This is a genomic window from Streptomyces huiliensis (genome assembly GCF_020037025.1).
GTDB classification, from domain to species: Bacteria; Actinomycetota; Actinomycetes; order Streptomycetales; family Streptomycetaceae; genus Streptomyces; species Streptomyces huiliensis.
In genome coordinates this window covers 21,508-32,695 of record NZ_JAIQLH010000164.1, presented here as the reverse complement: position 1 = coordinate 32,695, position 11,188 = coordinate 21,508, and the positions used below count along the sequence as shown (strand labels likewise).

Below are 11,188 nucleotides of genomic sequence, written 5' to 3'. Positions count from 1 at the left end.
CCGGGGTGGCCGGCCGCCCTCGCGCTGTCGGTGGCCTCCACGACGGCGGCGCTGGTGGCGGGGGTGCGGGCGGTGCCGGGGATACCGGCGTCGGCCCTGCGCGCCCGGGCCACGGTGGCGGAGCGGATGACCGCGTCCGTCTTCTCCCTCGACCTGCGGCAGGCCCGGCTGGCGACGCGCACCGGCCGCACGGCCCGTTCCCGGCCCGTCCTGCGGCTGCCGGTGCCGCGCCGGCGGTGGCTGCTCGTACCGTGGCGGGACGCGACGGGGCTGCTCCGGGCGCCGGCCCGACCGGTACGGGCGCTGGTGTGGCTCGCGGTGGCCGTGGCCCTCACCGCCCTCGCCCCTGCCGCGCGCACGACCCCCCGGGTCGTCCTGGCCGTCCTCGCGCTCGCCGCCGCGTACCTGGCGGCCGCCCACCTCGTCGAGCCCGCCCGCCTGGACAGCGACGACCTCCGCCGCCGCAGCCAGCTCCCGTACTCCTCCGGCGCCCTGGCCCTGTGGCACGCCGTCGTCCCGGCCGCCCTGCTGGCGCCGGGCCTGGCGGCCGGCGCGGGGGCGGCCCTCGTGGCGGGCCGGGGCGACGCCGGTCTCGCGGTGCTCGTCGGCTGCGTCCCGGCACTGGTCGGCGCGGCCCTCGTCAGCGCGTACCGAGGGGTGCTGCCGCCGCGGGCGGTGGTCGGGACGGACACGCCGTTCGGCAACACCGCCGTGTTCCAGCTGGCCGGCTGGTACCTGCGCGGCCCCCTCGGCGCCCTGGCCACCACCGCGCCCGCGCTCGCCCTCGTCCTCCTCCACCGGGGACCCGCCCCCGCGGTCCTGGCCGGCTGGCTCACGGCGGCGGGCGCCGCCCAGCTCTGCTGGGCCCACCACACGGCCCGCCGCCTCCACCGGACCTGACCCGCCGCCGCCCCCCCGACGGCCACGCCAACGGCGGCGCCCGCCTCGCGCCCGCGCACGGCGTGTCGGACGGTGGTGGGGTCAGCACCACCGCGCCCCCGGGAGGACCGTCCCCCATGACGAACCACACGTACCGCGTGACCGAGATCGTCGGCTCGTCCCCCGAGGGCGTGGACCAGGCCATCCGCAACGGCCTCGCCCGCGCTTCCCGGACTCTGAGGAACCTCGACTGGTTCGAAGTGGTCCAGATCCGCGGCCACTTCGCGGACGACGGCGGCGTCGGCCACTACCAGGTCGGCCTGAAGGTCGGCTTCCGCCTGGAGGACGGCGACTGAGACACGGAAAGGTCCCGACACTCCGCGCTGAGCGGGGAAGCCGGGGCCTCGCATCACCTCTGGAGAGCGGCGAGGCGCTCGTCGAGTTCCTTGATGGGCTGAGCCCGCCGCGCCATGAGGTAGACGCGGGCGTGGGTGCGCTGGACCTCGTGGACGAGTTCGAAGCCCTGGGTCTCGTTATAGGCGACCAGCCCGGGGAAGTTGCAGCCACGGCGGACCCATGTCCTGCCCTCGGCGGCGGCGCGGTCGACGGCCCACAGAGCCATGGCCGTGCCGGGCTTGTGCCGGCGGTACGCGGGGTCGGTGACGCTGGAGTAGAGGTAGTGCGCCGGCTCCGCCAGCTCCTCGTCCGTCCAGCCCCACGGCGGGGTCTGGTCCTGCACGGTGATGAAGCCGATGACCTTCTCCGTGTCGTCGTCGGCGAGGACCCACACGTCACCGTCAGGGTTCTCCGCCTGCCCGGCGAGGTCGGCGGCGTTCTCCCGCCAGCTCGGCAGGCCGCGTTCCTCCAGCCATGCGGAGCGGGCGAGGATCATGGTCTCGACGGCGGGGACGTCGGCGGCCGTGGCCGGGCGCATGGTGAACATGTCTCTCCTGTTTCGTGGCGTCATGAGAGGAAAGCCTGCGCGGCGAAGTGCAGGTCGAGCACTTCGAGGAGCTGGGCGTCGCCATCTTCGCGGTAGGGCCCTTCGGACAGGCGACGAACAGCCTGGCGGAGCCCATCCGGGTCCACCACCTGTTCCTCGAAGAGGGGTGAGCCTTCGTGGAGCATGCGGGCGAAGAGGGGCCGGGCGTGGGCGGTGAGGGTGTGCTGGACGACCTCGGCGAAGGACTCGCGCTCGCGGGATTCGGTGACGTCCGGGCTCAGGCCCAGGGCGGCGAGCCGGCGGCGCTGGAGCTGTTTGAGCTCGCGCCAGTGCATCGGCAGCCACTCGCCGAGCTGGACCATGCCGGGGTCGGCGAAGGGGTGTACGGGCCAGATGCCGGCCCGCATGAGGACGGGGGCCGTCGTCTCCAGGGAGAGCAGCGTCATGCTGTTGACGGCGGCCGGCGGGGCGATGTTGTCGTCCGCGTACTCCAGCGCCGCCCGTGCGCGCGGTCCGATCCACGGCAGGGCATCGCTGATCTCGCCCATGGACTTGTGCGGGTACTCGTCCTGGGACAGGGCCACCATTTCGTCACCACCGAGACCAGTGACGACCACACGGGCCCCGTGCTCGGCCAGGGTCTCGGTCAGGCGGGTGAAGGGGCGGTGCAACGGTTCCTCGTACGGGCTGATGCGCTCGCCCCGCACTCGCGCGCACTCCGGGTTGAGCGGGGCGTGTTCCATCGCGTCGACCAGGTGGTCGGGCTCGGCGAACGGGAGCGTCTTCAGGATCTCGGCGCGTCGCCGAATCTGGTGGGCGCGTCCGGGGCCGGCGATGAGGAGGGCAGCGGTCGGGAAGCGGCCGGGGTAGCGCTCGGCGAGACGGGTCCCGACGGTCCCGGAATCGAAGCCGCCCGTCAGGTGCAGCACGGTGTCGACCTCATCCAGCGGACGCAGGTCCAGGGCGTCGTCCATGGCGGCGACGAAGGCCGCGAGGACGTCGGCGTCCGGGGCGAGTTCGCGGGGGCCGCTGTGCAGGACGGGTTCGGGGTAGTGCAGGTGCAGATGGCCGCCGTAGAGGGCGGTCGTACGCTCGGTGACGCGGTGGATACCGCGGAATACGGTTTCGGTGCTGTAGCGCGGCCGGTAGATCAGCAGGCGCGCGGTCTCGCGGGAGGAGAGGCCGGCAGCGTGGTCGGCGAGGTCGGCCATGTCCCAGGAGCCGTAGAGGCTGGACGCGTCGTGCGCGACGTAGAGCGGCGCGATCTTTGCCGGGCCGGCCGTCACGCGGCAGGGGAAGCCGGGGGCCGTCTCCACCAAGACGTGGTCGGTGGGCCACTGCCGGGCCAGCTCGGCCGCCTCGTCGAAGTCCCCCGGGGTGACGACGGCCGGGCCGGGCTGGGCCGGCGGTCGGCTCGCGACCCGTTCGCGCACGGCGACCAGTGTGCGGGTGCCGTCGGTGATGGCGGCCTGTTCCACCATCGGGTGGTCGAAGGGTTCGATCTCGCTCATGCCGTCGGCTGTGGCGTACCGGCGGCCGTCCCATGTCCATGCCGTGCTCGCGTACGGGGTGAGGCGCAACTTGATCAAGACATGCTCTCCCTTCGAAGGCCCGAGGGGCAGGCGAGGCCGGCCCCTCGGGTGGTGGAGACGGCTTACGGATCAGGTGGCGGTGGTGTCGTACGTCTTCGCGCCGTCGGAGGAGCCCGAGGTCTTCTTGTACTCGTGGGTCTCCGCCGGCGTCTGGATCCGGCGGTGCGCCTTGGTGGTGAACAGCCTCTCGAAGCTGCGCGCGCGCCTGAGCGGCGGCGTGAACTCGTTCACGGTGTCACTCCTGGTGTTCTCCCAGCGCGGGGGCGTTCCCCGCGTGGCGGTGCTCTTGCGGACCCGCCCCGGCGGAATGGACCTCAACCAACAGCCGGGGCGGGAGTCGAAGGGGCGTTCCTCCACTGAGCGTGCAGGTGCCGATGGTGGTGCTCGTGGGGCCGGTCGGTGGTTCGGGGCGGCGGTCGGCGACGCCGAGGGCCGCCCCGGCGAGTTCCCGGTAGTCCGTAAAAGTCCGCGCCCCACAGCGGCAGCGCATCACGCCGTCCTCGGTGACGCGCTCCTGCGGCGGGTGAGTACAGCGCACCACTCTTCGCGTGAGCTCCGCGCCGTCCGGCGGCCGACTCACCGCGGCGCCCCGAAAGGCTGCCCGCGCAGCCCGATGTCGGCGTACGGGTTGTCCTGGCAGGGTTCGGTCCGCCAGTAGGTCTCGGCGTGCAGTTTGAACACCCGGCACTGTGGGTCGCGGCCGGTGTGGCTGAGCGTCCACTCCTGGGCCGGCCCGGCGTCATTGTCGGTCGCCTCCGACTGCGCGCCGCAGGTCATGCACTCCATCGAGTAGATGGCGTCCGGTACGCCCTCGCCCGTCAACAGCCGCAAGGCCCAGTTCGCCACCAGTAGGCGAAGCCGAGGAGTCATCGGTGGCTCACCTCCTGGTGCCGGCGCATCCGCACGTTGGCGTCCGCCCTCGCGCTGCCATGTCGCGCACGCCGCCGCGCGACGTGCAGCTTGCGGCACTCGTCGCATCCGGGCACCGGCTGCGGCCCCGGCAGGAGAAGCGTCAGGTGGACGGCATCCGACATCGACCTCTCGCTGCTCATCCGCAGGCGCCCCGGTTCCGGCTCGTCCGGTTCGCCTCCGCCACCTTCGCGCGGAGCTGCACGGAGGCCGAGGCCGGCTCGATGTCGGACGGTGCGGCCTCCCACTCCCGTCCTCCCGCCGGCGGCCGGAGCTGGTAGCGGGGTCCAACGTGGCCCATGACGATGCCGACTCGGTCCCTGCGGACATCCCGCACCACGTCGTCCCGTGCGTACGCGTGGGCGTCCTCGCCGTTGGCCCGCCGTCGCAGGGTGTCTCTCCACTCAGTAGTCATCCGGCCTCTCGACAACAGTGGGCAGCGGCTGTGCATAGCCAACGGCGGCGAGACGTCCGGAGGGAGGAAGTTTTGCTGAAGTCACTAGCCTTCATAGGCAAGTTCGAGGGTCGGTATGAACGTGTGATGCGCGAGAATGCCCAGCATGATGGAGCTGAACGGCCAGCCGGCCGACCCTGACGCCCTGAAGGTCCTCGCCCTCACGAACTTCGGCCACTTCACCTCGATGCGGGTCGACGAGCAGCGCATCCGGGGGTTGGACCTGCACCTCGAACGGCTGGTCCGGGACTGCCGGACCGTCTTCGACACGGAGCTCGACCCGGAGGAGATCCGGAGCTACGTCCGCCGTGCCGTGGAGGGAACCAACGGCTCCTTCGTCGTGCGAGTAACGATCTTCGATCCCGACACCGAACTCGGGCATCCTGCCAACGCGAAGAACCCCGGGGTCCTCGTCACGCGCAGGCCCGCAAGCAGCTCAACGTCCCTGCCGCCGCTGCGCGTCAAGTCCGTGCCGTACGTCCGTGACACGCCCGCGGTGAAGCACTGCGGCTTGTTCGGCAGTCTCCGGGCTCGTCGAACTGCTCAGGTCGCCGGCTTCGACGATGCGCTTTTCGTCAGTCCCGATGACAGCGTCTCAGAGGGCGGGACCTGGAACGTGGGTTTCATCGACGAGGCGGGAACCATCATCTGGCCCCGGGCCGAAGTACTGCCCGGCGTCACCATGGCCCTGCTCCAGCAGGTCCACGAGCACACCGTCGCACCCGTGACCCTCGACGCGGCCCGCAGTATGCAGGCAGCGTTCGCAACGAACACGTCGATCGGTGTCCGCACGATCAGCGCTATCGATGAAACCAAGCTGCCCACCGAGCACCCCACCTTGGCCGCACTGCGCGAGGCATACTTCGCCCTCCCCGGCGAGACGGTGTAAGGGAAGGCATCTATGGGCGTTACACGGTGGACCGGTAAGGAAGCACGGCTGCTCCGCCTCGCCAAGCGGTTGACCGTCCGTGAGTTCGCTGTCGAGATCGGCGTAAGCGACAGAATGGTGTCCTTGTGGGAGTCGCGAGGTGAGGGGATCACTCCTCGCCCATCGAACCAGGCAGCGCTCGACACCATTCTCAGTCGCTCCGGTCCCGAGGCCCAAGAGCGGTTCGCCTTGCTCGTGACCGAGCAGGCCGCAGTCGACAGAGACCCGCGCACCGAGAAACTGCTGTCGCCTGACCCCCTCCAATATCGGCGGCACCCTGTAGACGGCAAGCTCATGGTCTTGGTGGAGGAAGGAATTCACCTTGCCGGCGAGTTACCCTCGCCCATCTGGTTGCCCGCTTTCTAATCGACGTCTTCCCGACGACGAACGCCGACTACGCTCGCTTTGTAGAAGCGACCGGACACCGAAGCCCCAAGCACTGGAACGCCGATGCGCGTCATCCGGAACCAGGTTTCGACCACCCCGTCGTCTGGGTCACATGGCATGACGCGGCAGCGTACGCCGAGTGGGCAGGCAAGTCGTTGCCCAGCAGTGAACAGTGGGAGAAAGCCGCACGCGGAGCCGCGGGGCGGGCCTACCCCTGGGGAGACAACGCCACGGCCGCGAAGTGCAACGTGCGCGACTCCAACATCCTTCGCACAACCCCCGTGAGCCGGTATCGCAGCGGTGTCAGCCCCTTCGGGGTCTACGACCTCTGCGGGAACGTATGGGAGTGGTGCGCCACGAGTTCCGCACCCGGACGTTACGAGCTGAAAGGGAGCGCGTTCACCAGCCCCTTCAGCCGGGCGGCCCCCGCAGCCTTCAACGACGCCGCCGCGGACATGAGCGACGACGACACGGGATTCCGCTGTGTGGCTTCCCTTCCCTTCTGGGATCGCCACCCGGGTGGGGAGGGGTGCTGAGCCCTTCGGGGGCCGGCCGTCACCGTCCGGGCGAGCGGCTGTCCTGTCGCTCATCGCTCCACTTGGGCGGGTTCCTCATTGGCGGTAGAGCTTCCGGATTGTTGGTCATCCACTCCACGACCTTCTCGTACCGTCCTCCCTTTCCTCATTATGTACGCCACCACCGCCAAGGGGCTGGCTTCCGCCTGGAGGACGGCGACTGAAGGTCGCCAGGCGGTCGGGGCACACCGGAGGCCCGGCCCGCCGGAGGCGGCCGTTCCGGCGGTGGCACCCGGGAGTGAACCGCGGCATGGCAGGAGCCCGGCGCGGGAAGCGTCCGTTCATGTCTCCCCTCGCTCCGCCGCGGTTCCACATGCCCTTCTCGTCCCGGCTCAACCCGCATGTGGACCTGACCCGGACCCATACCAAGCAATGGGCCCGGAAGATGGGCATGTTCGACGAGCGGTACCTGGAGTGGCCGCGGCAGTGGAGCGAGCAGACGTTCGACGGGGCCGACTTCCCGCTGTTCATCGCACTGACCCATCCGGACGCCGGGCCCGCGAGTTGGACCGGGTGACCGCTTGGCACATCGCCCTGTGGTTCGCCGACGCCTTGTTCCTGCCGCTCTACCGGCGGGGCCACGACCACGAGTCGGCGGCGGCCCAGGTGGAGCGGCTGATGCTGTTCCTGCCGCTGGACGGCCTACCCCGTCCCCTGGTTCCGGACAACCCCGTGGAGCGGGCCTTCGCGGACCTGTGGACCGGCACGGCCGCCACCATGACCCCGCTCTGGCGCGACCGGTTCACCGGCAGCGTGCGGCGCTTCCTCGACGGGGTGCTGTGGGAGCTCGAACACGTCGACCACGCGGTCACCGACCTGATCGAGTACCTGGGGGCCCGCCGCGACTTCGGCGGCCCGCAGTTCACCGCGGTCCTCATGGAGCACGCCATGGGCGAGCTGTCCCCGGGCCTGCTCCGGGCCAGGGAGTTCCGCACCGCCACCGACGCGTTCGTGGACGCCGTCAGCCTGCACAACGACATCGTGTCGTACGACCGGGAGGTCCACGAGGGCACCGTCGGCAACAACGGCGTCGAGGTCGTCCGCCACGCCCTCGGGCTGAACCGGCGTGACGCCGTCACCTTCGTCGGCGATTTCCTGACCGCCCGGGTCGACACCCTGGCCGCGGCCCCGACGGCCGTACCCGCCGAGGGGGTGCGGTTCGTCGAGGCGCTGCAGGAAGCCCTGGCGGGCTCGTACCGGTGGCACGAACTGACCGCCCGCTTCGGGCGGACGACGGCCGGATTCGCCGGGAAGCCTCGCGGGTTGGGCACGTCGGCGGCCTACGTCTTCCAGGACCGTTCCGGGGCTTCCCACGCCCCGCGAGCCTGACCGCTCCGTCGCGACGACGACCGGGTGTGTCCGCTGGGGTTCCACCCGAGGAGCCGGCGCTACGCGCCCAGGCGCTCGGCGAAGGCCAGAAGCAGCGCGGCGGTCCGCGACGGCTCCTCGAGGATGGGCGTGTGTCCGACACCGGGCAGCAGCTCGACGTCCGCGTCCGGTACGACGCGGTAGTCGGCCGCGGACGAGGGGCGCCATCGGCGGTCCCGGTCACCGAAGATCACCTTGAGCGGCTTGCCGAGGGGCGCCAGCCGGTCCGGGAGCGTCCGCTCGCTCAGGTAGGCGACGGACGCCCGCGCCGCGGCGGTGACCGCGTCGTACGACATACCGCGCACGTCGTCGACGACATCATGGGGAACCGGGAACCCCTCGCGGAACGCGGTGCTCGCGAAGCGGCGGATCTGCTCGTCGTCCGGCGGCCACCGCGTGGGGTCGATCGCGGAGGACTCCGGCGCGATGAAGGCGTCCATGCCGGGACCGGTGTCGACGAGAACCAACGCGGTCACCAGGTCGGGCCGTAGCGCAGCGAGAGCGGTGACCGTGTAGCCGCCGCTGGAGTGGCCGACGGCCACGACGCGCTCGACGCGGAGCAGGTCCAGCGCGGTGCCGACCGTGCGCGCCTGCTCGGAGGGCGCGTAGCCGCGGCCGGCCGGTTCGGCCGAACGGCCGTGCCCTGGCAAGTCAATCCGGACGATGTGGTGGGAGGCGGCCAGGAGTGGAACCATCGCGTCCCACGAGCGGCTCGAGGTGGCGGATCCGTGGATGAGCAGGAGGGCCGGGGCGTCGCGGGGGCCGTCCTGGCGGACGTGGAGGTCGCCGTGCGCCAGGTGGAGGGTCGAGGTCTCGGCGGCGCCGGAGTCGGCGTCGGCGCCGGCCCGCGGTTGCCGCGCTTGCCGCGCTTGTGCGTCGGAATGAGTCATGTGCCCACTGTGACTCCCGTGCGCGCCCGCGGCTTGAACGAATGTTCCCTCCCAGCCTCCCGGCCCCCAGGCCGCCCACGTAGCCTTCGACGATGAGGCCCGCCATGAGTGACCGTCACGATTCCGCGGTGTGGGACGTCGCGCGTCCGCGACGCCCCGGCCGGGTGGCCGGTGTCGACATGGCGGGGTTCCGGGTCCCGGGCCCGCTCGGCGGCGGTCTGCGGGTGATTCCGCACCCCGCCGTGATGCTGGTCCTGGAGTTCGGGGCGGGCGCGCCCACCGTGACGGACGGTGCCGGGCGGCGGCATCGCGGAAGCGTCGTCGCCGGGCCGGGGTGCGGCGCCGGAGGCGGGGTCAGGGCAGGGGGCACGGACGTCGCGTGCGTGCAGGTGCGCCTGTCGCCCGTGGTCGCGGGGAGGATCCTGGGGGCCGGTCCGGCGGATACGGCCGGTGCCGTGGTGTCCCTGGACGACCTGTGGGGCCGGGAGGCGTCACTGATCCGCGAACGGCTGAGCGAGACGCCGTCGTGGAACGACCGTTTCGCGTTCCTGGACGCGCTGCTCGCCCGCCGCCACGCGGCACGTCCCCCAGTGGACCCGGCGGTGGCCTGGGCGTGGCGGCGGATCGTGGCCGGCGGTGGCCTGGTCCGGGTCGACCACCTGGCAGCCGAACTCGGCTGGAGTCGCAAGCGGTTGTGGTCCCGCTTCACCTCGGCTCTCGGCATGCCGCCCAAGCGCGCCGCGCGGCTGGTCCGCTTCGACCGTGCGGTGCACCGTTTGGTCGCGGGCGCCGGCGCGGCCCGGGTCGCGGCGGACGGCGGCTACAGCGACCAGTCCCATCTGCACCGGGAGATCACGGCGTTCACGGGTGTGACACCGACGGCCGTGGTGGACGAGCCGTTCCTGACGGTGGACGACCGCGCGTGGCCGACCGCGTGCCGACCGGGGCCGGCCCGCGGCTTGTGAGGCGGCCGGTGGGCCCGCCCGCATCAGCGCGACCGTCCCGTTCAGTCCAGCGTGGCGCGCGCGGCCGCGTGGAACTCCACATACTCGACCGTCGCGCCTCCCGGGTGCCGCACGGTCATGTTGCGCCCGGTGGGGACCTCGTTGGGACCGTCGACGATCTCCCCGCCGTGCCGCCCGGTGATGTCCAGGACCTCGTCGAGGGAGTCGACGATCGCGGTGGCGTGGGTGCCGCGGTAGGGGGCGAGGGCTTCCTCCGACCCCGCGAGCAGCAGGTAGCCGCCGATGCTCGCGAGGTTCAGGTCGCGGTAGGCGAAGCGGAGCCGGGGCTGCTCGCCGGTGAGTTCGACGAAGGTGGGCAGCGCCGTGTCGAGGTCGTCGACGTAGACGCGGGCAAGGGTGGTGAGCACGGGCACGCGGCCTCCAAGATCATTTCGTATTTCCCGAAACGACGAAACGATCTGCATACTACAGACGTCGTCACGCACACCGAAGACGAGGAGGGACCGGTGGAGCAGCCGGACCACACGGACGCGGACCTGGCCGCCGTCCTCCACGCCCTGGGCGACCCGGTCCGGTTGGACCTGGTCCGCCGGATGGCGGGGGACGGCGAGAGCGCGTGCAGCCCGGAGGGCCTGGACGTGCCCAGATCGACGCTGTCCAACCACTGGCGCGTCCTGCGCGAAGCCGGGATCACCCGGACCCGCCGGGACGGGAAGGCCCGCCTGATGACGCTGCGCCGCGCCGAACTCGACGCCCGTTTCCCGGGACTCCTGGCGGCAGTACTGGGCGAGGACGGCGCCCGCCGAGCACCGTCGTCCGGATAGCCCAACAGCGGTGCACAGCACCGCCGTCGGAACCACCCCTCACCCCTTCAGGCGCTCCTCCAGCTCCCCGACGTCGGCGACGAACCACGTCTGCCGCCCCCGGTCGCACTCGCGGACGAAGTCGCGCAGTGCGGAACTGGCTGCCGTGTGACGGGAGATGTCGCCGACGACGGCGAGGCCGAGGCGGTAGGTGGCGAACTTCTGCACCACGTCGCCCGCGAAGCGGGTACGGAGCCGGAAGAACGCCTCGTCGAGGCGCTCGACGGGAAGGGCGACCCACTCGGCGCCGTGGTAACCAGCGTCGCCGATGAGGTCCAGGACATCCGCCTCGCGGCCGACCGTCGCACCGTCGGCGACGCACATCCACACCGGTACGCCGTGGATCGTCCGCAGGGTCGTCATGGTTCCCTCCGTGGTCAGTCAGCCAGTCAATCAGTCAATCGATGCTGCCGGGGACGCGGGGCCCGGCACCGC

The 11,188-nt window shown here is 71.6% G+C and carries 15 protein-coding genes and 1 pseudogene; 8 read left to right on the top strand and 8 right to left on the bottom strand.

What is annotated here, in order from left to right; translation table 11 throughout:
• Both JNW98_RS24925 and JNW98_RS24920 read left to right on the top strand, forming a co-directional pair.
• Positions 1–900: pseudogene (locus JNW98_RS24925) on the top strand (hypothetical protein); the annotation flags it as partial.
• A 116-nt stretch (positions 901–1,016) separates the two neighbouring features.
• Positions 1,017–1,235 carry a dodecin gene (locus tag JNW98_RS24920; protein WP_223770532.1) on the top strand — a complete coding sequence of 73 codons (219 nt, stop codon included), beginning with the start codon at positions 1,017–1,019 and terminating at the stop codon, positions 1,233–1,235.
• 53 nt (positions 1,236–1,288) lie between these two features.
• On the opposite strand, the gene JNW98_RS24915 is transcribed toward JNW98_RS24920, so the two are convergent.
• From JNW98_RS24915 to JNW98_RS24895, 5 genes are all read right to left on the bottom strand, one after another.
• Positions 1,289–1,822 carry a GNAT family N-acetyltransferase gene (locus JNW98_RS24915; RefSeq protein ID WP_223770531.1) on the bottom strand — a complete coding sequence of 178 codons (534 nt, stop codon included), beginning with the start codon at positions 1,820–1,822 and terminating at the stop codon, positions 1,289–1,291.
• 20 nt (positions 1,823–1,842) lie between these two features.
• Positions 1,843–3,411: an asparagine synthase-related protein gene (locus JNW98_RS24910; protein WP_223770530.1), complete on the bottom strand. Its 1,569-nt coding sequence runs from the start codon at positions 3,409–3,411 to the stop codon at positions 1,843–1,845.
• A 72-nt stretch (positions 3,412–3,483) separates the two neighbouring features.
• Entirely contained in the window at positions 3,484–3,645 is a 162-nt protein-coding gene (locus JNW98_RS24905) for a hypothetical protein (protein WP_223770529.1), read from the bottom strand.
• 345 nt (positions 3,646–3,990) lie between these two features.
• The gene (locus JNW98_RS24900; RefSeq protein WP_223770528.1) at positions 3,991–4,284 is read right to left on the bottom strand and encodes a DUF7848 domain-containing protein; all 294 of its coding nucleotides are present in this window, start codon (positions 4,282–4,284) and stop codon (positions 3,991–3,993) included.
• Positions 4,285–4,462: 178 nt separating this feature from the next.
• The gene (locus JNW98_RS24895; protein ID WP_223770527.1) at positions 4,463–4,738 is read right to left on the bottom strand and encodes a hypothetical protein; all 276 of its coding nucleotides are present in this window, start codon (positions 4,736–4,738) and stop codon (positions 4,463–4,465) included.
• A gap of 145 nt (positions 4,739–4,883) precedes the next feature.
• Here JNW98_RS24895 and JNW98_RS24890 point away from each other — a divergent pair, with 145 nt between their 5' ends.
• The 4 genes from JNW98_RS24890 (at position 4,884) to JNW98_RS24875 (ending at position 7,996) form a co-directional block, all read left to right on the top strand.
• The gene (locus tag JNW98_RS24890; RefSeq protein WP_223770526.1) at positions 4,884–5,666 is read left to right on the top strand and encodes an aminotransferase class IV family protein; all 783 of its coding nucleotides are present in this window, start codon (positions 4,884–4,886) and stop codon (positions 5,664–5,666) included.
• 302 nt (positions 5,667–5,968) lie between these two features.
• A complete protein-coding gene (locus JNW98_RS24885) occupies positions 5,969–6,628 on the top strand; it encodes a formylglycine-generating enzyme family protein (protein WP_308015661.1) in 660 nt (219 codons plus the stop codon).
• Between the two features lie 322 nt (positions 6,629–6,950).
• Positions 6,951–7,184 carry a hypothetical protein gene (locus JNW98_RS24880; RefSeq protein ID WP_223770525.1) on the top strand — a complete coding sequence of 78 codons (234 nt, stop codon included), beginning with the start codon at positions 6,951–6,953 and terminating at the stop codon, positions 7,182–7,184.
• The gene (locus JNW98_RS24875; RefSeq protein WP_223770524.1) at positions 7,181–7,996 is read left to right on the top strand and encodes a terpene synthase family protein; all 816 of its coding nucleotides are present in this window, start codon (positions 7,181–7,183) and stop codon (positions 7,994–7,996) included. Before JNW98_RS24880 ends, JNW98_RS24875 begins: the two co-directional genes overlap by 4 nt.
• Positions 7,997–8,055: 59 nt before the next feature.
• Here the strand turns inward: JNW98_RS24875 and JNW98_RS24870 are convergent, their stop codons facing one another.
• Complete coding sequence (locus JNW98_RS24870) at positions 8,056–8,925, bottom strand: alpha/beta fold hydrolase (RefSeq protein ID WP_223770523.1); 870 nt, start codon at positions 8,923–8,925, stop codon at positions 8,056–8,058.
• Between the two features lie 104 nt (positions 8,926–9,029).
• On the opposite strand from JNW98_RS24870, the gene JNW98_RS24865 reads away from it, so the two are divergent.
• Complete coding sequence (locus JNW98_RS24865) at positions 9,030–9,890, top strand: AraC family transcriptional regulator (RefSeq protein ID WP_223770522.1); 861 nt, start codon at positions 9,030–9,032, stop codon at positions 9,888–9,890.
• A 41-nt stretch (positions 9,891–9,931) separates the two neighbouring features.
• On the opposite strand, the gene JNW98_RS24860 is transcribed toward JNW98_RS24865, so the two are convergent.
• Complete coding sequence (locus tag JNW98_RS24860; protein WP_223770521.1) at positions 9,932–10,297, bottom strand: VOC family protein; 366 nt, start codon at positions 10,295–10,297, stop codon at positions 9,932–9,934.
• A 99-nt stretch (positions 10,298–10,396) separates the two neighbouring features.
• Here JNW98_RS24860 and JNW98_RS24855 point away from each other — a divergent pair, with 99 nt between their 5' ends.
• Positions 10,397–10,714, top strand: coding sequence for an ArsR/SmtB family transcription factor (locus JNW98_RS24855; RefSeq protein WP_223770520.1), 318 nt, complete (start codon positions 10,397–10,399; stop codon positions 10,712–10,714).
• A gap of 39 nt (positions 10,715–10,753) precedes the next feature.
• Here JNW98_RS24855 and JNW98_RS24850 read toward each other — a convergent pair whose 3' ends face one another.
• Positions 10,754–11,116: a DUF4180 domain-containing protein gene (locus JNW98_RS24850; RefSeq protein ID WP_223770519.1), complete on the bottom strand. Its 363-nt coding sequence runs from the start codon at positions 11,114–11,116 to the stop codon at positions 10,754–10,756.
• Between the last annotated feature and the right edge of the window lie 72 nt (positions 11,117–11,188).